Raw genomic sequence first — 20,576 nt, forward strand, 5'->3', positions numbered from 1 at the left:
CCGGCGCAATCCTAGTCCTCGTAGCCGAACAGCCTTGCCGGGTTGGTCACCAGGATTTTCCTCAGCTCCGCCTCGTCGGGCGCGTAGCGATAAAGCAGTTCGAGCAGGTCGGCGTCGTTGGGCGGCTGCACCACTGAAACCGGGTGCGGCCAGTCGCTCGCCCAGACGCAGCGGTCGGGCGCGGCTTCGATATAGGCGCGCGCGATCGGAATGACGTCGTCCCACGGCGGGCCCTTTTTCGAGGTCTTTTCCCCGAGCGACAGCATCACCCAGAAATTGCCCTTCGATAGAAGCTCCAGCATCTTTCGCAAATTCGGATCTTCCTTGCCGCGGGCAGGGTCAGGGCGGGCCATGTGGTCGATCAGAACCGGCACGTCGAGGTTTTCGTATTTGGCGACGCTGGAGACGATGCCGTCCTTCTCCGGCTGGATCTTTGCGTACCAGCCGAGTTCGCGAATTCTGGCGATGGCGCGCGCAAAATCCTTGTCCGAGAGCACCGCGCCCAGTTCCTGCCGGAAGCTGAAGCGGGCTCCGCGTACGCCGGCGTCGTGAAGTTTGGCGAGATAGGCATCATCGGCTTCGGCAAACACCAGCGCGTTGGCGCAACCGCGATAGTTCGGTCCCATCGCGGCGAGGCCGTCGAGCACCACGGAATGATCGGCGCCATAGGTGGTGGTCTGCACGATAATGCCGCGCTCGATGCCGAGCGCCTTGTGAACGCGCAGTGCTGCCTCCCAGGTCGCGGTCGGCATCTGGTAGGCGGCACCCGGCCGCACCGGATATTTTTCGACCGGGCCCAGCACATGAAACTGGCTGTCGATGCTTTTCGGCGGCGGCAGTTTTGAGGGACGGCGCGGGTTCGGATCGAATGGAAGATAGGTCGGCATGTCAGGTTCCTTGTTCGATCGTGGTCAGCCGATCACGGCGGTGAAATCGCATTGCACGAGCGCGCCGCTGTCCATGTCCATCTGCAGCGCATGGCGGGCGGGACGCGAATGGTCGTCCGGAAACATTTTCAGCCATTCGGCATTTACCGGTGCGCGCTGCGTGCGATCCTGCAGCCACACGGTCATTTTGATGATGTCGGCGGTTGTGCCGCCACCGGCTTCCACGATGGCCTTCATATGGCCGAACATGTTGGCGCACTGGTCTTCGATCTTTTCCGGCATCGCGCCGGTCGCGGGGTCGCGGCCAAGGATGACGCCGGACATCAGCAGATTGCCGATGCGGCAGGCGTTCGGAATCGGATTGGCGTGCTTGAACTCGCCGATATGAATGCTCTTGCGCCTTGTCATCTCTGCTCTCCGTTTCTCGTTCAGACGAACTGGCAGGACACCGATCCGAACCGGCCGTAATCGGCATGAAACGTGTCGCCCCTGATGATTTCGACCGGGCGTGTAAACGATCCCGCCAGCACCACTTCGCCGGCATCGAGAAACTCGTCCTGGGCGGCCAGCCGATCGGCGAGCCAGGCCACGCCGTTGGCGGGATGATTGAGAACGCCGGCGGCGATGCCGGTCTCCTCGATCTGGCCGTTGCGAAACAACAGCGCGCCAATCCAGCGCAGGTCGAAATCGAGGGGGCGGATAGGCCGGCCGCCGACGATCAACGCCGCATTCGCGGCATTGTCGGAAATCGTGTCCATCACCTTGCGCGGCGCCTTGGTCTCGGGATCGACGCGATGCATCCGGGTCTCCAGGATTTCGAGCGCCGGCGTGACGTAATCGGTGGCGTTGAGCACATCGAACAGCGTGCAATCCGGTCCCTTCAAGGGTGTCTTCAGCACGAAGGCCAGTTCGACCTCGATACGGGGCGCGCGGAAACGTTCGAATGGAATCGCGGACGCGTCCGGGTAGAACATGTCCGCGAACAGCACGCCGTAATCCGGTTCGGAAATGCCGACGGCGTTCTGCATCGCTTTCGATGTCAGACCGATCTTGTGCCCCTTGACGACGCGGCCACGCGAGAGTTGCAGCTTCGTCCAAGCGCGCTGAATGGCGTAGGCGTCCTCGATCGTGAGATCAGGATATTCGCGTGTGAATGCAGTAATCAGCGACTTGCTGCGTTCGGCGTCATCCAGGCGCTGCGCCAGCCGTTCGACGGTTTGTTGATCGAGCATCGGTTACTGCTCCGCCGCCACGGTGTTGCGAAGGATGCCAATGCCTTTGGACTCGATCTCGACGACGTCGCCTGGTTTGAGCCAGCGCGGCGGCGTAAATCGCGCGCCGGCCCCTGTCGGGGTACCGGTCGCGATCATGTCGCCGGGTTTCAGGGTGGCAAAGGTGGAGAGGTAGGCGATCAGGAAATCGAACGGAAACATCAACCGCTCGGTGGAATCGCTCTGGCGCACCTCGCCATTGACGCGGGTGACGATGTCGTGCGGCCCGCGTGGATCGCACTCGTCCGAGGTGATGATCCACGGCCCGATGCTGCCCGAGCGGTCGAAATTCTTGCCCTGGGTGACGTTGAACTTGCCGTGGTGCAGCCAGTCGCGAACGCTGCCCTCGTTGCACAGCGTCATGCCGAAGATGTGCTCAAAGGCGCGCTCGCGGGGAATATGCCGTCCTTCCTTGCCGATCACGATCACAAGTTCGCCCTCGTAGTCGAGCTGTTCGGAAATCTTCGGCTTTTCGATCGGCTGACCGGAGCCGACGACGGAAGACGGGTTGCGGACAAACAGGCTCGGATATTTCGGCAGGTCCGAATTGTCCTTGTACTCGGCGTTGCGATCCCTGTAGTTGACGCCGATGCACCAGAGCTTTTCCGGATTGGGGATCGGCGGCAGCAGCACGAGGTCGTCGAGCACATGGCTCGGCTTGAGGCCGGCGACCATTTGGCGCGCAACTTCCAGGCCGTCCTTGGCGATCAGAGTCCGAAGGTCAGGACATTTCGGTCCGAGCCGTTGGGTGAGGTCGACCACACCGCCGTCGACTGCCGCGCCGTAGTGCGGCTCTCCTTCCACCAGATAGCTCACCAGTCGCATTGTCGTCCTCTTCGAGAATTCTGCTTCGATCTGCGTCCGGCGTCAGCAAGCTCGCGACGGATTGCTGCCACCGCTAATCGGTCGATTTCGGGGTTTGGAAGACGCCGCGCAGCGTCACGATCTCGCCGAGCCGGGCGTAGCGGGGCCCACCGATGCGGGCGATCGGGTCGAGCGCTTCGGTCTCGACCTTGCCGTTGTTCACGAGACCGTCGCGGATGTGGAACATCACGACCTCGCCGACGATGAGCCGGCTGCGCGCCTCGCCGAATTCGAGACATTGCCGAAACACGCATTCCATCGCGACCGGCGCGGCGGCGAGCCGGGGCACCTTGATGCGCTCGCTGGGACGCGTTTCCAGGTTGAGCTCTCCGACCTCGCTGACTTCGGGCGGATGCTCGACCGAGCTGTCATGCACCGCACCCATCAGCGGTGTGTCGGCGATATGGATGACGTACTCCTCGGTGTCGAGGATGTTGTGCGCCGTATCCTTGTAGTCGGGGCCCTTGCGGCCGACGCTGATGGCCAGCATCGGCGGCTTCTGCGAGACGAAGGTGAAGGCACTGAACGGGGCGAGGTTGAGCACGCCCTTGCGCGACAGGCTCGTCACCCAGGCGATCGGACGCGGCACCACGATGCCGGTCATCAGCCGGTAAATCCGCTCCGCGCCGAGATCGCCGGGATCGATCTGCATGGATCAGTCCGCCTTGATGTTTGCCTTGCGGACCACGGGAATCCACTTGGCGTCCTCGCGCTCGAGGTAGCTCGTGAACTCCGCCGGCGTCATCGTCACGGCCTCGGCGCCGAGCGCGTTGAACTTCTCGACGATGGCGGGATCTTTCAGGATCTCCGCGAGGGTATCGTGCAGCTTGGTCACGATCTCGGCCGGCGTGCGGGCGGGCGCGAACAGGCCGGTGAAGGTCTGGCCGTCGAATTCCTTGTAGCCGAGTTCGATGAAGGTCGGGACATCCGGAAGCCAGGAGGCGCGGTGGCTGCCGGTGACGGCGAGCGCGCGCAGCATGCCGCTCTTGATGGAGGGCAGCCCGACGGAGATCTGGTCCAGGGCAAATTGAACCTGTCCGCCGATCAGGTCGTTGAGAGCAGGGGCGTTGCCGCGGTAGTGCACCGTCAGCCATTGCACGCCGAGCGTCGACTGCATCAACTCGCTGAGCAGATGGTTGGTGGTGCCCTGGCCGGGGGAAGCCATCGTCAGCTTGCCGGGATCGCGGCGGGCAAGCTCGATGAATTCCTTCAGATCCTTGGCCGGCACCGAGGGATGCACTTCGAGCACCAGCGGTGTCATCGTGATCGAGGTGATCGGGACGAAATCCCGTTTCCAGTTATAGGCGTCGCGTTTGGCGATTTCGGGCGCGAACAGCACCGGGCCGTTGGCGCCGACGAAAAAAGCGTAGCCGTCGGGCGCCATTTTCGCGAACGCCTCACCGGCGATCAGGCCGCCGGCACCGGCCTTGTTTTCGACGATGAACGGCTGGCCCAGCTTTGCCTGCAGCCTGTCGGCGATGACGCGCGCCGCGCTGTCGACATTGCCGCCTGCCGGATAGGGGACGATCAGCCGTACCTGCCGCGCCGGCCATTGCTGGGCGTCGGCCGGCGTGCTCAACGTGACAGCTGACAGTACCGATACAGCGACGCCTGCGATCGCGAAAAATTTCATCGCCTTCTCCCGAAAAGCGGCATATCCGCCGCTACATTTTTTGTTTTGCGCGAGCCCCGTCCCAGCGGCATGCGCTTATATTGTTCCGCGCCCCGATCTTGCGCTCGGCCCTTCCACTGTCGACCAAATTGTGGTGTTTTTGTCCACATTGTGGACAGCGGACAACGCGTATGACAAATGGTCGGTTAAAGGCGCGTGGGCGCGGGCCGCGGCAGGGCGGGCAGGCGATCCGCCGCGCGGTGGCCGTGCTGCGCACGCTCGCGATTGGTGGAGAAAGAGGCGTACCTCTCGCGGAAGTCGTGCAGGCGACGTCGCTCGCTCGTCCGACGGTACATCGCATCGTTCATGTGCTGATCGAGGAAGGAATTGTCGAGCGCAGTGAGCGGACGGGACATTACGTCGTCGGCCGCCAGGTGCCGGAGCTGGCGCTGGCACGTCCCTCGCGTTCGCCACTCTTGATTGCAGCCGAGCCGCATCTCGCGGCGGTGTCGGCGCAACTCGGCGATACCCTGTTTCTAACCTTGCGCACCGGGCTCGACACCTTGTGCGTGGCGCGCCGCATCGGCAGTTATCCGATCCAGGTGTTGTCGATCGAGGTCGGCGTGCGGCGTCCGCTGGGCGTCAGCAGCGCTGGGGTCGCAATCCTGGCCGCCATGCCCGCCCCTGAGGCGCGCAAGATCATGCTCGCCAACGCAACACGATTTGGCGCCTATCGGACCGATACGGCCACGGTGCTTAGCCAGATCCAGCTCGCGCGCGGCCGGGGCTACAATCTGCGTGATGTCGGGCTAGTGCAGGGGACGAAGTCGCTTTCGGCCTGGATCCGAACGCCGGACGGCCAACCGGCCGCCGCGATTACGCTCTCCGCCATCCGAAACAGGCTGAGCCCGCGTCGCGCGATCGAGGTGGCCGACGTTCTTGTCGCGGCTGCGCGTGCGATCGAGGCGGCGACGCCGCGCTAACCCGCCGCGGCGGCGTTGGTCGATTTCGGCGCCGCTGCCGGGATGCGGCGGAAGCGCAGCACGATCCTGGTGCCGTGATGGTTCGGATCGCGCTCGGCACTGGCGTCCAGCTTGGCGGCCATTGCGCTGACGATGCGTTGTCCCATGCCGGTGGAACGCGGATCGGCCTTGGCGTTGAGACCGACGCCGTCGTCCGCAATCGCGACCACGAGGTCCTCGCCCTCAGGCTTGAGCTCGACGTGAATCGGACCGGCGCCGTCGGGATAGGCATATTTGACGGCGTTCATCACCAGCTCGTTGACGATGATGCCGATCGCCACCGCGCGGTCCGGGTCGATCTCGATCGGTTCGGCCTTGAGCGTCAGCCGCGACATCTTGTTGCCCTCGGCCGAACGCCGGAGGTCTTCCAGCAGGGCTTCGAGATACTGGTTCAGCAACACGCTCTTGAGATCGTGCGACGTGTAGAGGCGGCGATGCACTTGCGCGACTGCGGCGACGCGGCCCATCGCATTGGTCAGCGCCGCCTTGACGTCGTCCTGAACAGCCGAATTGGCCTGCAGATGCAGCAGCGAGGCGATGATCTGCAAGGAGTTGCCGACGCGGTGGTTGACTTCGCGCAGCAGCACTTCGCGCTCGGCGGCGAGCGCCGCATAGCGGTCGCGCGAGGCGTGGACCTCGGCTTCAGCCTCGTCGCGGGCGCGCTGAAGCTCGGCCTGCCGCAGGGCGCCGTTGACGGCGACCTGGAGCAGCGGAATGAAATCGCCCCTGACGTCCTTGACCAGATAGTCGGCGGCGCCGGCCTTCAGCGCCGTGACGGCGATCGCCGAATCCTGGGCGGCCGTGACGAACACCACGGGCGGGGCGTCCGCTATCGCCATGATCTGTTCCAGCGTTTCGAGACCATCCAGACCCGGCATGTACTGGTCGAGCGCAATCACATCGATGCCGCCTTGCGCCAGCCGCGCCAGCCCTAGCTCGCCGCTCGCTGCGTGGACGACCTTGAAGCCCGCCCGCGTCAGGCCGCGGTCGACCAGCCGGGCGAGGCCGGCGTCGTCATCGATATACAGCAGTGTCGGCATCGCTGGTTTCATGTGGCGGCCGGAGGAACCTGAATGACGGAGAAGAACAGACCGAGCTGGCGAATGGCGTTGGCGAAGCTTTCGTAGTTCACGGGCTTGGTAATGTAGACGTTGCAACCGAGGTCGTAGCAGCGCTTGATCTCGTGAGAATCGTCGGTCGTGGTCAGCACCACCACCGGCGTGGTCTTCAGATATTTGTTTTCCTTGACCCGCTTCAGAATGTCGATGCCGGTCGTGTCGGGCAAATTGAGATCGAGCAGGATCAGGAGCGCGCTGCCCTTGTGATCCAGACCCGTCCCGTCCTCGCCAAACAGGTAGTTCAGGGCAGCTGTACCACTGGTGAACGGCATTATCTCGTTGTTGACACCGGATCGGCGAATATTCCGTTCGATCAGGCGGGCATGGCCCTCATCGTCCTCGATCATGATGATGGTGACTGGATTACTCATGGTCGTGGGTTCCGGTTGGTTGACCAATTAATAGGCAACGTGATCGTGAACGTGCTGCCCTGGTGAAGTTCCGACGCGACCGACATAGTGCCTCCCAGGCGACGCACCAAGGCGCGGACATGGGCAAGGCCGATACCTTGCCCCGGTTTGTCCTGGGTTCCTGCGCGGCGGAACAGCTCGAAAATGCGTTGATGGTCCTTGGGATCGATGCCGCGCCCATTATCCGATATCTCGAAAATCGCAAAGCCGAGCTTGGTGCGGCCGCGCACCGTGATTTCGCCGGGGACCCCGGTCTTGAGGTATTTCAGCGCATTATCGATCAGATTGGAGAATATCTGCTCCAGCGCAAGGCGGTCGCTGACGATATTCGGCAGCGCGTCGATCCGGATCTCGGCCTGGGCTTCCGCGGCCTGATGCGCCACGGTCGCCACGATGCCCTCGATCAGCTCCCTGGTATCGATCCAGACCGGCTCGAAATCGCGCCGCCCCTCGCGGGTGAGACTGAGGATCGCCGATATCAGCCGGTCCATCTTGCCGATCGACGACTTGATGAAGGCGAGCGCCTCGGAGAAGTCTTCCGAGAGCTGCTTGTCGGAGCCCTCGAGCACGGGTTCGGCGGTATCGGTGGCGTTTTCCGGGGCTGATGGTGCGGACTGCTCGCGGGAAAGTGCTGCGATCCGTTTGAAGATGTCGCCGCGCAATTCCTCCAACTCGCTGGTAAAGCCCATGATGTTCACCAGCGGCGAGCGTAGATCGTGGCTGACGATGTAGGCGAAGCGCTGGATCTCGTCATTGGCTTCGCGCAGGTCCGCGGTACGCTCGTCGATCGTGGCCTCGAGGTTGAGATGACTGTCGCGCAGCCTGGCGTCGGCCTGGTCACGTGCGTGCGACGAACGCCGGACCAGGAAGATCGCGATGCCGGCCAGCACGACCACGAAACCCGAGCCGATGCCGGTGATCGAGGCCGCCAGCGTCTGGCTGCGATCGGCGTTGGTCGTGCGCTCGACAAACAGACGATCTTCTTCGGCCCGCATCCGGCCGACGAGATCGTCGATATGTTTCATGGTGTCGCGTCCGATACCCTCGCGCACGATCTTGGCGGCGTCGTTCATACGCTTCGACCGGGCCAGTTCGTTCGTCGTACGGAATTCCTCGATCCGCTGGTCGTAGAGCGGCATCATTTCGTTGATGAGCCGCCTTTGAACCGGATTGTCGGTGATAAGTTGGCTCAACTTCGTCAGCGCCGGCGTCAGTTCGGATATGGCTTGCTCAAAATCGGCCTGAAAATCCGGCCGCAATGTCGCGAGGTAGCCGCGCTGTGCGCTTTCGGCACGCCGCAACTGCAGTTGGACGAGCGATATCTGGTTTTCAACCTCAAGGGTGCGCAGAACCCTGCGCGAGTCCTCGCGCGCCTTGTTCACCAGATGGACCGAACCGGCGCTGATGGCGGTCAACACCAATAGCCCCGCCGCAAGCAGCAGGATGTGCCCGATGGCGCGCTTGCGCTGGGCATCAGCGGTCACGGTGATCTCGCGTCATGAACAAACGGAACAACGCCCCTGGCAACCCCTATACATCCCAACGTGTGATGGAACCCATCGGTTCCATGCGCCAGCGAATATTTCAGGAGGTTGTTCGCTCAGGTCTTGCCGTCCACCAGCTGGCCGGCGAGGTACTGCTCGAGCCAATGGATGTGGTAGTCGCCATTGATGATATCGGCCTCCCGGACCAGGGCCCGGAACAGCGGCAGGGTGGTTTCGATGCCGTCGACCACCATTTCGTCGAGCGCCCGGCGCAGCCGCATCAGGCATTCGGCGCGGGTCTTGCCGTGCACAATCAGCTTGCCGACCAGCGAATCATAATAGGGCGGAATGACGTAGCCCTGATAAACGGCGGAATCGATCCGCACACCGAGCCCGCCGGGCGGGTGGAATTGCGTAATCCTGCCGGGTGACGGGCGGAAGGTCTGCGGGTTTTCCGCATTGACGCGGCATTCGATGGCATGCCCGATGATGGCGATCTCTTCCTGCTTCGCGGGCAGGTCGCCGCCGGCGGCGATGCGGATCTGCTCCAGCACGAGGTCGATGTCGGTGATGCTCTCGGTGACGGGATGCTCGACCTGGATGCGGGTGTTCATCTCGATGAAATAGAACTCGCCGTCCTCATAGAGAAATTCGATCGTGCCGACGCCGAGATATTTCATGTCCCGCATCGCCTTGGCGCAGGTCTCGCCAATTTTGGCGCGGGCGGCGGCGTGGAGAACCGGCGAGGGGCCCTCTTCCCAGACCTTCTGGTGACGACGCTGCAGCGAGCAGTCGCGCTCGCCGAGATGGATCGCGCCGCCGCGCCCATCGCCGAGAATCTGGATCTCGATGTGGCGCGGCCTCTGCAGATATTTTTCGAGATAGACAGAGGCGTCGCCGAACGCCGACTTGGCCTCGTTGGACGCAGTCGACAGCGCCATCATCAGATCGTCGGCGGAGTGCGCCACCTTCATGCCGCGTCCGCCGCCGCCGGCGGCCGCCTTCACCAGCACGGGGAAGCCGATCGCCTTGCCGATCGCCAATGCGTCGTCGTCGGGCGAGACCGCGCCATCGGAGCCGGGCACGACCGGGATGCCGAGTCGCCTGGCGGTTTTCTTGGCCTCGATCTTGTCGCCCATCAGGCGGATGTGCTCGGCCTTCGGGCCGATGAAATGCAGATTATGTTCGGCGAGGATTTCGGCGAAGCGGGCGTTCTCCGACAGGAAGCCGTAGCCGGGATGCACGGCGTCGGCGCCCGTGATCTCGCAGGCCGCGAGCAGTGCGGGGACGTTGAGATAGGAGTCCTTTGACGGCGGCGGCCCGATGCACACGCTCTCGTCGGCGAGCCGCACATGCATGGCGTCGGCGTCGGCGGTGGAATGCACCGCGACGGTGGAGATGCCGAGCTCCTTGCACGCGCGCAGCACGCGCAGGGCGATCTCGCCGCGATTGGCTATGAGTATCTTGTCGAACATCGCAGCGCCTGACGTTGACGAATTTTATTCAATGATCACGAGCGGTTCGCCGAATTCGACCGGCTGGCCGTCCTCGACGAGAATTTGCGTCACCGTGCCGGCGCGCGGCGATGGGATCTGGTTCATCGTCTTCATCGCTTCGATGATCAGCAGAGTTTGCCCGGCCGATACCTTGGTGCCGACCTCGATGAACGGCTTCGCGCCGGGCTCAGGCGCCCAATAGGCGGTACCGACCATCGGCGAGGGGACCACGCCCGGATGCTTGGCCAGATCGGCACCCGCCGCGGGGACGGCTGCGGCCGCAGCAACCGGCTGAAAGCCCGCCGGCATCGCCGCCGACACGGTGATGTTGCGCGCGACCCGCACCCGCAATCCGGCGCGCTCGATTTCGATCTCGGTCAGGCTGGTCTCATCCAGCAACAGCGCGAGTTCGCGAATGAGCGCGCTGTCGTCGCTCTTCAGGTTTGCGGCTGAATTGTCCGCTGACTTGTTGTCGGGCTGGCGGGCCATGCTCTTGATCCGGAATTCTCGATGTGGGTGACGGCGTAAGCGTCAGGCTTGGTGTCGGTTTTGACGACGGGAGTAAGGTCAATTCTTGGCCTTGACGCCGAGTTTGGCGGCAAGGCCATTGATTGCGAGCCGGTAGCCATCGATGCCGAAGCCGCAGAGCGACGCAAAGGCGGCCATGGCCGTGTAGGAGTGATGACGGAAGCTCTCGCGGGCGTGGATGTTGCTGATATGCACTTCCACCGTCGGGATTTTCACCGCGACCAGCGCATCGTGCAACGCGATCGAGGTGTGCGAATAGCCGCCGGCGTTGATGATGATGCCGGCCACCTTCCTGGCGTGTGCCTCGTGGATGAAGTCGATCAACTCGCCTTCGCGGTTGGACTGGCGGCACTCGGCCTTCAGGCCGAATTGCGCTGCGGTTTCCACGCAAAGCTTTTCGACGTCGGTGAGCGACGCATGGCCGTAGGTTTCGGGCTCGCGCGTCCCCAACATGTTGAGGTTCGGGCCGTTGAGGACATAGATCGTCGCGGCAGAGGCTTGGGCAGTTCCTTGGGCCATCCGGATTCCAGCAAAAGGGGCGGGCAGGTCGCGGGGTTATAGGTAACAACGCGGCCAAGGGGAAGCCTTTAGGCCGTTCTGGACCCCTTTCAAATGCCTCATCCTGTTCATAAAAAGGCGAACAGAACCTGCAGAAATTGCTCGTTAACCACTGTCAACAGAAGCGGCACCATAACCGGGGTGGCCGGATCACCAACATTACCAGCGGTTCTGGACCCGCAGGCTTTCGGCGAGGTCACCGCGGAAGTTGTACTGCCCGAGATGTAATAGCTTGCATTGCAGATCGACCCAGATCTTGCCGCCGATGTCGCGCCAGCGGCGGCAGAACGCGTAATCTTCGGAAAGGTAGCGGCCGGAGTCGGGATCGACCATGCAGTCGAAAAACAACCAGTGCAGATGCGCCTGGGGGTTCGGTGGTCCATCCGGCACGTAGTTCAGCGCGGGATACTTCTCCATCAATTGCCTAAATACGCACCGCTTGATGCACATGAAGCCGGTCGGCGCCTCAGCGACCTCGACGAAGCCGTCGGCGTCGGCATAGGCGCTGACCCGCTCTGTGCCATGGCCAATCGGATTGAACGGATATTCGGTGTAGCGATCCTCGAATTGCTGGCGCGTCGTTCCCGTCGGCAAGCCTCCTACGGGCCAATTGAAGCTCTTCATCGGATAGACGCCGGCGGTGACTTCGCGGTCGATCAGCAGCAGACGGCAGACCGACTGCGGCGTGAAGGTGATGTCGGAATCGATCCAGAACAAATGAGTCAAAGCTTCGTCGGATAGAAACTTGCGCACCATGTTGTTGCGCGAGCGGGTGATCAGGCTCTCCGAATGCATGTGCAGGATGCATTGCAGCCCGAACCGGTTGCAATGATAGGTGAGCTCGAAGATGCTTGTGACGTAATGCATGCTGACCGCCGAGATGTAGCAGGGCGTCGCGAACATCACCTTCATCGATTTCAGGGCTTCATCGGGTAACATGCTCAGTCGCTCGCTGGCTCAGGGTCGACCTACTTAGGCTGCTGATTGTCCGTCGGCTTGTTTTCCGCGGGCACGGGCTTGGCTGCGGACTTTGCCAACGCGGGCGGCTTGGCGCCATTTGGAGTTGGATGTGGCTTGGCGGCACTTGCAACGGGCTGTTTTTGCGCTGAGGGAGGCTCAGGCGCGGCGGGCCCACTCTGTCCGATCGAGACAGAGATGCCGAACAGCCGCCACTGCCCGTTCACCGGTGCGAACAACAGGTCGAAATTGACCTGCGTCGGCACCGAGGGAAAGAAGCCTGCCATACGCATCAGGCCATTGGTCTCGATCTGCGGCAGCAGATTGAGCTGCGGATCGATCACGGCGACGCCTGAGAGATCGAGATTGTCGTTGCGCAACTTGGCGAAGATATCACCGAGCCGGGCGGCCGAGTTGCTCTGGAAGCCGGGCGCGCCGATGTCACGCAGCACGGTGTAGTTGCCGGTCTTGTTGGCTTGATCGAGCGCGAGCAGAGACGACCTGATCAGGATCAGCACCCCGTTGCGATCGATCTGCGCGGGTTTCGGCGTTTGCGCTGATGTCTGCGCATGGCCGGCGGACGTCGTCGCCAACAGCGCGGCTGCAACCAACAGTAGCCGCTTGAAAGTCACCACGCTGCCGTCACCATGCGACGGTCACTCCGGCGCGCCCACCGATGCCACCTTGAGCAAACCCGGCTCCTAGTCCACCATTGACGACCACGTATTGGCTCAACCGCATCTGGGCACTCAGGCTCATGGCGTTTTCGCCGCGGAACGTTCCCCAGTTACTGGAAATCGCAAATTTCTTGTCCGATGGCAGTGCCGATCCGCCCATCGCGATCGCGATCGCCGTTCCCTCGAACCCCTGCCGCATCTGCGTCTGCAACGTCGCGACGTTGGACTGCAAAATAGAGATGTCCTGGCTGCTGAAACTCGCCGCCGCCAGATTGCCGTTGGCGTCGGTGGTCACGAGCGAGGTCGGGCCGGACTGCGCCGCGAGACTTGCGGCCGACGTGATACCCGACATCCGGTAGGTGTTCGATGCGGTGCCGATCGAGACCTGATTGGCGGCGGTCGTGCTCGCGCCGTTGCCGATAGCGGTCGAATTGGCGAAGGTCGCCGTAGCGCCGGCGCCAAGGGCCGTCGCACCGGTAGCAGTGGCCCGGCTTGCCTGACCGATCGCGGTGGTGGCGTCACCGGTGGCGTTGCTGTTTTGGCCGAACGCGCTGGCAGTTGCGCCGTTGGCGGTACTGCTCTGGCCTGTGGCAGTTGCCGAGGCTCCGTTCGCGAGGCTGGAGTTGCCCGTGGCAGTCGCATCGGCACCGCTGGCATTGCTGCCATGGCCTGTCGCGGTGGTGTTGACGCCGTTCGCGTATGCGATGACGCCGGTCGCGGTCGCGTTGGTGCCGTTTGCAAGGCTGAGCGACCCTGTCGCGGTCGCGCTGGTGCCAAATGCGCGGGCGGTTTGGCCGGTCGCGGTCGCGGCGGTGCCGTTCGCCAACGCAAAGGCTCCGGTTGCCGTCGCTTCGCTGCCGTTTGCGTAACTGGCCTGACCGGTCGCAGTCGCAGACGAGCCATTAGCGCGACTGTCCTGGCCCGTCGCCGTTGCGCTGATGCCATTCGCGTGGCTATCAGAACCCGTTGCGGTCGCGGCGGCGCCATTCGCCAAGCTGCCCGACCCCGTCGCGGTAGCGAGGGCACCGTTTGCGTAGCTGCCCTGACCGGTTGCGGTCGCGCTGGCGCCGTTCGCCAGGGCAAATGCGCCTGTTGCGGTAGCAAAGTCGCCGCTCGCCAAACTGCTAACACCCGTCGCGGTAGCGCTGGAGCCATTCGCGAAGGCCCCGGCGCCATAGGCCGTAGCGTTGAATCCTGTCGTTTCGGCACTGTCGCCAACGGCCGTTGCGTTGCCGCTGACCGGATTATTGATGCCGCCGCCCGCATTATAGTCGGCAGCTATGGCGGAGCCGCTCCCAAGGGACACACCAGTCGCGACACCGGCGGCCAGTGCCAGCCACCGCAAGGTCACACCCGACAGGGAGCTGCTAGCGAGCGATCCGCTGCGATGGTTACTCGGATAAAACGCGCCAGAAGCAAGTGCCGGTGAAAATACCGTTTGGTGACGCCGATTATCAAGCATGCAAAAAAAACCCTTGGTAGACGGCACGACTCTGTAGTCTCGATCGATCGTTGTGTGACCTTGGCCAAGCCATGCAGCGGCCGCATCTGACGTTCGTCAGATGCATTGAGCGAAAGCGGGCGTTTCGAGGTGAATGTTGCGGAGTGAGACTTCGCGGCAACATTGTGCTTGCCCATAATCGAGCCTTGCGGCTGGGGGCTACACCTAGGGCTAGTGTTCGTGCACAACTTGGGGTAGGGCGAAGCGGTGGCTATCCGGCGAGGAACAACGTCCGGCATCGTTGGGCCAGTTCGTCACGAAGGCGCCGATCGCCGTTGAGATCGAATGATAGCATTCGTGGCGGCCAGAAGCTTGTCAGAACTCGCCGCCCACGCCGACATAGGCGGTATGTTGAGTGCCGCCACCGTTGCCGTAGCCGCCGACGATGCTGAGCGGTACGCCGGTCTTGAGACGATGGGCAAATCCAAATCCAAATCCGGCCTCGCTCTGAAACGTCGATCCGCGAATTTGCCACGTCGTCTTACCGGGCGCCGAGGGCATCGGTGCGCTCGCGGTCGCGACCGCAGCGGCGATGCCGCGCCGCGCCTCGGTACGGTTGTCGCCGATCTGTGCCTGCAATGAACTGATCTGGGACTGGAAGTTGGAGCTGAAACTGGAAAGCTGGCTGACATTGACCGCGTCAGTCGGGTTGATGCCAGCCGCCACATTGGTCAACCGTCGCTCGCTGCCGGCGGCGCCGAACGACACGGTATTGGGAGCGGTTGCTATCGAACCGGCGCCGATCGCCACCGAATTCGCCGCGAGCGCCTGTGCGCCCGCGCCCAACGCGGTTGCGCCGGTGGCAGCGGCTTGGCTTGCCTGGCCGATCGCGGTGGTGGCGTCGCCGGTGGCCCTACTGCCCTGGCCGTAGGCGCTTGCCGTAGTGCCGTTCGCGACGCTGTCCGCGCCCGTCGCGGTCGCCAAGGCGCCGGCCGCGCCGCTTCCCGTGCCGGTTGCGGTCGCGAAGCTGCCGTTCGCGGTGCTGAATTTTCCGGTCGCAGTCGCAGCGGTGCCGTTCGCCGCGCTTCCCGAGCCGGTCGCGGTCGCGAAAATTCCGTTCGCCTGGCTGCTCGTGCCTGTCGCTGTCGCGGTCGAACCGTTCGCGAAACTGTTGACGCCCGTTGCCGTCGCGGCGGTGCCGTTCGCGTTGGCGTTCTGGCCCGTCGCGGTGGCGGAGTCGCCATTCGCGCTGCTGTCCTGGCCTGTCGCCGTCGCGCTGGTGCCGTTCGCGACACTGAACTGACCGATCGCTGTCGCGGCATCGCCGGTCGCTACCGCGCTATTGCCGGAAGCGTAGGCATTGGCGCCGGTAGCCGTCCCGCCGTCGAGGGATTGCTGGCCCATCGCCGGAAAGGCCCAGAGGGTTGCGGCTGCGATTGAAACGCTGGCGGCTCGCACCAGCCCTGGCAGTGTCCCGCGCCGAATATCAAACATCCAAAAAGCTCCCACGGCAGACGGCATGATTCTGTTGTTTCGATATGCCACGAAGGGACCCTGGCCCAAGCCATGCGGCGGCCACATCTGACGTTCGTCAGGTGAATTGAACGAAAAGAGAGCGTTTCGGCGTGAATGCTGCGAAGTGAGACTTCGTGGCAACAGAATCGTGCTTGATGCCCATAGTCGAGCCTTGCGGCCGGGGCGGTACATAGGCCAGACTTCACGCACAACTTGGGGTAGGGGCTGATGTCTGGCGATGGGCTATCCGGCGAGGACAAGGTCTTGGACCTTGTCGGATCCATCTACGATGCCGCGCTCGACGCGCAGCTCTGGCCAGGCGTCCTCAACGGAATTGGCGATGCCGTTGGCGGGCCGCAGGTGGTGTTCGGATTTTACGACCCGGCGAACGGGGTCGTGAGCATGCATGCGCCGCGAACCGATCCGGATATCTTGCGCAGCTTTGACGACTGGACGCCGAATATTCCGGCCTTGCCGTGCACTGGAAACTATCGGCCCGGAGAGGTCTTTACCGGTGCCGACGTTATCTCGCGGGACGAGTTTACCAGCACTGCCTTCTACAACGAATTGTGGCGGCCGGGCGGTTTCAGCGCCGATCCCCTGGTCACCAACCTGTTTGCCGATAGCGCGGCCTCCGGACACATTGCGAGCCACGGACTGCTGAATCAGTCGCCATTTGACGCCAGCCAGAAACGCTTGTTTGCGGCGCTGGCGCAGCATCTCGTTCGCGCAGTCGCGCTGCAGCGCCGTGTGCATCACCTGACCCTCGCAAACGAGCACGCGCTAACCGGCCTCGACGGATTGCAACACGGTTTTCTGCTTGTCGATGCGGAGGCCCGGCCGCTATTCGTCAATCGAGCGGCTCGGGCGCTGCTCGATCGTCGCGATGGCTTGCGGCTGGAAGCCGGCGCTTTGTCCGCATCCGATGCTGACGGCCGGCGAACATTGCGGGGGCTGATCAAGTCATGCGCTGGCGATGCCAGTGCTGTAACCGGTTCTGGCGGCGACGTCGCGCTGCCGCGTGGAGCGGAGCGGTTGCCGCTTGATGTTGTCGTGACGCCGGTAAAGCAGGAAACGGCAACGGCCATCCTCCCCTGGACTTCCTCGCAACGTGCCGTCGCGATCGTGCTCGTCTCCGATCCTGAAAGGGAGATCCTGGCGCGCGTCGAAGACCTACGTCAACGGTTTGGTTTCACGCCGGCAGAGGCAGCGTTCGCGCTTGAGATCGTCAAGGGCGATGGCCGCCAGGCTGCCGCGGACAGGCTCGGCATCACCGTCGGAACGGCGCGCAGCCATTTGTCCAGTATCTTTGACAAGACAGGCTCACGTCGCCAGGCCCAACTGGTGCGGCTGCTTCTGCAGAAGTGAAGCGAAGCGGGGCATCTTGTCGCGTGGAGCCCAGAACGCAAAAAAGGGCGGGCATTTCTGCCCGCCCTGATGCTCGCGAAAAGCCCCGCTGTCAGGCTTCCAGAATCGCCACGATCTCGTAGGTGTTCGGATCCACGATCACGATCTGCTCCTTGACGAGGATAAACTTATACCTGCGCCATTCCGGGTAGATCGTCACCACGCGCTCCGGCAAGGTGTGGAAGGTCACGTCGCGTGGTACGCGAGTGCCGACCGAAATCGAGAAGTTCACGTTCGTCACCGGCGACACGCGCTGTTCCTTGATCACGCTCGTGATCTGGGTGCGCTGTTCGGTCGAGAGCTTCCCGGCCGCGCCGGCCTGGCCCGTCGTGGTCGCAGCTCCGCCCTCAGTCTGAGTCTGCATGCGGTCCTGCTTGCCCTGGGCCTTCTGGTCCTTCTGCGGCATAGTCTGGTCGCGGCCCGGGGTCTGGTCACGCTCACGCTGCTGGGTCGTGCTTTGATCACGTTGCATCGTGCCCTGGCCGGTCGTCTGTCCCTTTTGTTTTTGTTCGCCTTTCATGCCGCCGCGGTCTTCCTTACCCTCGGCCTTCATGTCTTTGCCGCCCTTCATCTTGTCATCGGCGCGTTGTTTCTTTTCAGCGCCCGTCGACTTCTCGGATTCCGCCCCCTTCATACCCGTCGTGCCGCCGCTATCGCGCTGCATCGCGCCGCCCGAAGCACCGCCACCGCGATCGGAGGGCGCGCTCTGCTGCGTCGTGGAACCGGGTGACCCTGCGTCGCGGCCCATTCCGGTACCCTGCGCATTCGCAAATCCGGTTCCGGCGAGCAGGGCCGCTGCGGCGACCGAAATCAAAAAGCGATTAGTCATTGAGTGTCTCCTCAGATGTCTGCATTGCCCGCCCAAACAACGAAAGGAATTACGTGATGTTCCTGATAGTTGGCGGTTCCGCTGGTTTTGTTTTGTGAACGCGGGATGAACCGGCTCGCACGGCAATACCGCAAAACAAAAGGGCCGGCTGCGAAGCCGGCCCTTTGCTGCAATCATCGAATCGCCGGCGCTCGCTTCAGCAGGTCGCCTTGCCGCAGCGTGCGTTCCTGATCTTTTCCCGCAGGCTTTCGACGCCGACCGCACCGATCACGACCTGCTTGCCGATCACGTAGCTCGGCGTGCCGTTCATGCCCATCGCTTCGGCGAGCTTGAAATTTTCCTCGAGCGTGTTGCGCACTTCGGCGCTCGACAGGTCCTTCTCCAGCTTCGTCATGTCGAGGCCGCCGACTTCCTTGGCAACGGCCATCGCGCGCGCCTTGTCGGCGGCGCCGCGGCCGGTGAGCAGCTTCTGGTGGAAGTCGAGATATTTCTTGCCGGTCGGATCCTGCATGCGCACGGCGACGCCGACCTGGGCGGCTTCGACCGAGCCCGCGCTCAGCACCGGAAATTCCTTGAGCACGACCTTCAGCTTCGGGTCGCCCTTCATCAGCTCCATCATGTCCAGCATCGCGCGCTTGCAGTAGCCGCAATTGTAATCGAAGAATTCGACGAAGGCGACGTCGCCGTCCTTGTTGCCGACCGTGACGTTGCGCGGCGAGTTGAAGATCGCGTCCGCGTTTTTGGCGACGCCGGCTTCGTGCTTGGCGGCTTCGGCCGCGGCCTGACGCTTGCTGAGTTCGGTCATCGCTTCTTCGAGCACTTCGGGATGTGCAATGAGGTAATTGCGGACGATGGTCTCGATGTCGCCGCGCTGGGTGTCGTTGAAGCTCTGCGCGGAAGCGGACAGCGGCGCGCCGCAGAGCGCCAGAGCGAACAATGCGGGAATGAGACGGAACGAGGGCATCGGTAAATCCTTATGCGGCGAGTTCCCGGGCAATTCTGCTGAAGGCCGGCTCCTGGAGAATATCCTGGTCGCGGGCGACCAAGTCCTTGGTGATCAAGTCCGATTATAGCCGAACGCGGTTTATTGCTAGTTGCTCTTCTGGCCCGGCAGCGGCTTGGCGCTCACAATGTCGTCAGCCTTGACCCATCCCGGCGTCCCGATCGCGAAGCGCGTTTTCGCGCGCGATGCAAGATCGCGCGCAGTCTTGCTGTCGCCGCGAAGGTAGGCGGCCTGGGCCGACGCCAAATCGGCCTGCGCGTAGTCGCCTTTTCGGCCGTAGGCCATTGCGAGCTGGATGTAGCCAATCGGCGCTTCGCTCTCGCGTGCGACCGCCGCGCGTAGGATAGCGATCGCCTCGTCGGTGTAGGCGTTGTTGCCGGTTGCCACGAGGGCCTGCCCAAGCAGCATCTCGATGAGCGGGGAGTTGTTGGAGAGCGCTGCGGCCTTGCGCAGCGGCGCGATTGCCTCCTGCGGCTTGCCGCCCTCGAGCAGCGCCTGGCCGCGCACCTCGTGGAAATAGGGATTGTTGGGCTGCTGCTGGATCAGGGCGTCAATCTGGGCGAGCGCGCTGCGCAGGTCGCCGTGCAGATAGGTCGAGATCGCGTGGGCATAGCGCGCAGGCAGGCTGTTGCTGGACAGCGGATAGCGCCGGTACACGGTCTCCTGCCGCTCCATGAAGGCCGAGATCTTGGCGCGCACCATGTCGTGGCGCAGCTGCAGGGCAGGGTCGTCCTTCTTGTCCCAATAAGGGCTCGACCTTGCCAGTTCTTCCAGCGCGGCGACGCGCTGAGCCGGCATCGGATGTGACTGAACGTAGGGGTCCGAGCCGCGCGCGGCGAACAGGCTTTCGTCGGTGAAGCGCTTGAAGGTCTCGTGCATGCCCCGGGCGGACTGGCCGGTGGCGGTCAGAAACTTCACGCCGGCCTTGTCGGCGTTTTCCTCCTGCTGGCGCACGTAAGACAGCAGGTTGCGGCGGATGATTTCTCCGGGAGCTGAGAACATTGCCGCGCCGGCGTTCGCCAAGCCGCTGTTGCTGCCGCCGCCTTGCGCGCCCGCCACCATCGCGCCGGCGCCAAGCAGCATGGCAATGATCATCTGCGTCTGGGCCTGCGCCATCTGCTCGCGCATCTTGGCGAGATGGCCGCCGGCAAGATGGCCGGTTTCGTGCGCCATCACGCCGATGATCTGGTTCGGCGTCTCCGACTGCATGATCGCGCCGTAGTTCACAAAGATGCGGCGGCCGTCGGCAACGAAGGCGTTGAAGACGCCCTGGTTGATGATCACCATCTGGATATTGTGTTTTTCCAGACCGGCGGCGCGCAGGATCGGCCGGGTATATTCGCGCAGCAATTGTTCCGTCTCGGTGTCGCGGAGCACCGGCGGACCTTTGTTCTGCTGCGCCATAGCCGCCATCGGCGCAACGGCAAGCGCGACGGCTGTCATCAGCGCGGTCAGTCTCGGTGGTTTCTTGCGTAGGGCGATGCGGAGCAGCATGAA

21 protein-coding genes are annotated in these 20,576 nt (G+C 63.2%); 2 read left to right on the plus strand and 19 right to left on the minus strand.

Going from position 1 to position 20,576, the window contains the following annotated elements; all coding sequences use genetic code 11:
* Positions 1 to 11: 11 nt before the first annotated feature.
* The 6 genes from V1279_RS13755 to V1279_RS13780 form a co-directional block, all read right to left on the minus strand.
* Entirely contained in the window at positions 12 to 887 is an 876-nt protein-coding gene (locus V1279_RS13755; protein ID WP_334436551.1) for an amidohydrolase family protein, read from the minus strand.
* A gap of 24 nt (positions 888 to 911) precedes the next feature.
* A complete protein-coding gene (locus tag V1279_RS13760) occupies positions 912 to 1,295 on the minus strand; it encodes a RidA family protein (protein ID WP_334436554.1) in 384 nt (127 codons plus the stop codon).
* A 20-nt stretch (positions 1,296 to 1,315) separates the two neighbouring features.
* Entirely contained in the window at positions 1,316 to 2,119 is an 804-nt protein-coding gene (gene hpaH, locus V1279_RS13765) for a 2-oxo-hept-4-ene-1,7-dioate hydratase (RefSeq protein ID WP_334436557.1), read from the minus strand.
* 3 nt (positions 2,120 to 2,122) lie between these two features.
* On the minus strand, positions 2,123 to 2,983 hold the full coding sequence (locus tag V1279_RS13770) for a fumarylacetoacetate hydrolase family protein (RefSeq protein WP_334436560.1): 861 nt from the start codon (positions 2,981 to 2,983) through the stop codon (positions 2,123 to 2,125).
* Between the two features lie 73 nt (positions 2,984 to 3,056).
* A complete protein-coding gene (locus tag V1279_RS13775) occupies positions 3,057 to 3,674 on the minus strand; it encodes a flavin reductase family protein (RefSeq protein ID WP_334436563.1) in 618 nt (205 codons plus the stop codon).
* A 3-nt stretch (positions 3,675 to 3,677) separates the two neighbouring features.
* On the minus strand, positions 3,678 to 4,655 hold the full coding sequence (locus tag V1279_RS13780) for a Bug family tripartite tricarboxylate transporter substrate binding protein (protein WP_334436566.1): 978 nt from the start codon (positions 4,653 to 4,655) through the stop codon (positions 3,678 to 3,680).
* A 170-nt stretch (positions 4,656 to 4,825) separates the two neighbouring features.
* Here V1279_RS13780 and V1279_RS13785 point away from each other — a divergent pair, with 170 nt between their 5' ends.
* Entirely contained in the window at positions 4,826 to 5,617 is a 792-nt protein-coding gene (locus V1279_RS13785) for an IclR family transcriptional regulator (protein WP_334436569.1), read from the plus strand.
* Here the strand turns inward: V1279_RS13785 and V1279_RS13790 are convergent.
* From V1279_RS13790 to V1279_RS13835, 10 genes are all read right to left on the minus strand, one after another.
* Positions 5,614 to 6,708, minus strand: a complete 1,095-nt coding sequence (locus V1279_RS13790; protein WP_334436571.1) for a sensor histidine kinase — start codon at positions 6,706 to 6,708, stop codon at positions 5,614 to 5,616. The two genes, V1279_RS13785 and V1279_RS13790, sit on opposite strands and share 4 nt — an antisense overlap.
* Positions 6,705 to 7,145 carry a response regulator gene (locus tag V1279_RS13795; protein WP_334436574.1) on the minus strand — a complete coding sequence of 147 codons (441 nt, stop codon included), beginning with the start codon at positions 7,143 to 7,145 and terminating at the stop codon, positions 6,705 to 6,707. The genes V1279_RS13790 and V1279_RS13795 overlap by 4 nt, the downstream gene beginning before the upstream one ends.
* A complete protein-coding gene (locus tag V1279_RS13800; RefSeq protein ID WP_334436576.1) occupies positions 7,142 to 8,668 on the minus strand; it encodes a sensor histidine kinase in 1,527 nt (508 codons plus the stop codon). The genes V1279_RS13795 and V1279_RS13800 overlap by 4 nt, the downstream gene beginning before the upstream one ends.
* 116 nt (positions 8,669 to 8,784) lie before the next feature.
* Complete coding sequence (accC, locus tag V1279_RS13805; protein ID WP_334436578.1) at positions 8,785 to 10,143, minus strand: acetyl-CoA carboxylase biotin carboxylase subunit; 1,359 nt, start codon at positions 10,141 to 10,143, stop codon at positions 8,785 to 8,787.
* Positions 10,144 to 10,167: 24 nt separating this feature from the next.
* A complete protein-coding gene (gene accB / locus V1279_RS13810; RefSeq protein WP_334436581.1) occupies positions 10,168 to 10,653 on the minus strand; it encodes an acetyl-CoA carboxylase biotin carboxyl carrier protein in 486 nt (161 codons plus the stop codon).
* A gap of 78 nt (positions 10,654 to 10,731) precedes the next feature.
* Positions 10,732 to 11,211, minus strand: a complete 480-nt coding sequence (gene aroQ, locus V1279_RS13815; protein WP_334436584.1) for a type II 3-dehydroquinate dehydratase — start codon at positions 11,209 to 11,211, stop codon at positions 10,732 to 10,734.
* A gap of 198 nt (positions 11,212 to 11,409) precedes the next feature.
* Complete coding sequence (locus tag V1279_RS13820; protein WP_334436587.1) at positions 11,410 to 12,189, minus strand: hypothetical protein; 780 nt, start codon at positions 12,187 to 12,189, stop codon at positions 11,410 to 11,412.
* A gap of 29 nt (positions 12,190 to 12,218) precedes the next feature.
* Positions 12,219 to 12,842 carry a hypothetical protein gene (locus tag V1279_RS13825; RefSeq protein WP_442894765.1) on the minus strand — a complete coding sequence of 208 codons (624 nt, stop codon included), beginning with the start codon at positions 12,840 to 12,842 and terminating at the stop codon, positions 12,219 to 12,221.
* A gap of 7 nt (positions 12,843 to 12,849) precedes the next feature.
* Entirely contained in the window at positions 12,850 to 14,229 is a 1,380-nt protein-coding gene (locus V1279_RS13830; protein ID WP_334436590.1) for a YadA-like family protein, read from the minus strand.
* Positions 14,230 to 14,700: 471 nt separating this feature from the next.
* Positions 14,701 to 15,819 (minus strand): YadA family autotransporter adhesin, encoded by a 1,119-nt coding sequence (locus tag V1279_RS13835; protein ID WP_334436592.1) that lies wholly within the window; start codon positions 15,817 to 15,819, stop codon positions 14,701 to 14,703.
* Between the two features lie 417 nt (positions 15,820 to 16,236).
* Here V1279_RS13835 and V1279_RS13840 point away from each other — a divergent pair, with 417 nt between their 5' ends.
* Complete coding sequence (locus V1279_RS13840; protein ID WP_334436594.1) at positions 16,237 to 17,208, plus strand: helix-turn-helix transcriptional regulator; 972 nt, start codon at positions 16,237 to 16,239, stop codon at positions 17,206 to 17,208.
* A 91-nt stretch (positions 17,209 to 17,299) separates the two neighbouring features.
* On the opposite strand, the gene V1279_RS13845 is transcribed toward V1279_RS13840, so the two are convergent.
* The 3 genes from V1279_RS13845 to V1279_RS13855 all read right to left on the minus strand — a co-directional run bounded on the left by V1279_RS13845 (position 17,300) and on the right by V1279_RS13855 (position 20,573).
* On the minus strand, positions 17,300 to 18,253 hold the full coding sequence (locus V1279_RS13845; RefSeq protein ID WP_334436597.1) for a DUF1236 domain-containing protein: 954 nt from the start codon (positions 18,251 to 18,253) through the stop codon (positions 17,300 to 17,302).
* A gap of 19 nt (positions 18,254 to 18,272) precedes the next feature.
* Positions 18,273 to 19,040, minus strand: coding sequence for a DsbA family protein (locus tag V1279_RS13850; RefSeq protein ID WP_334436599.1), 768 nt, complete (start codon positions 19,038 to 19,040; stop codon positions 18,273 to 18,275).
* Between the two features lie 126 nt (positions 19,041 to 19,166).
* The gene (locus V1279_RS13855) at positions 19,167 to 20,573 is read right to left on the minus strand and encodes a M48 family metalloprotease (RefSeq protein WP_334436601.1); all 1,407 of its coding nucleotides are present in this window, start codon (positions 20,571 to 20,573) and stop codon (positions 19,167 to 19,169) included.
* Positions 20,574 to 20,576 lie beyond the last annotated feature (3 nt).

Origin of the sequence: Bradyrhizobium sp. AZCC 1610 (assembly GCF_036924515.1) — a bacterium.
Classification (GTDB): Bacteria; Pseudomonadota; Alphaproteobacteria; order Rhizobiales; family Xanthobacteraceae; genus Bradyrhizobium.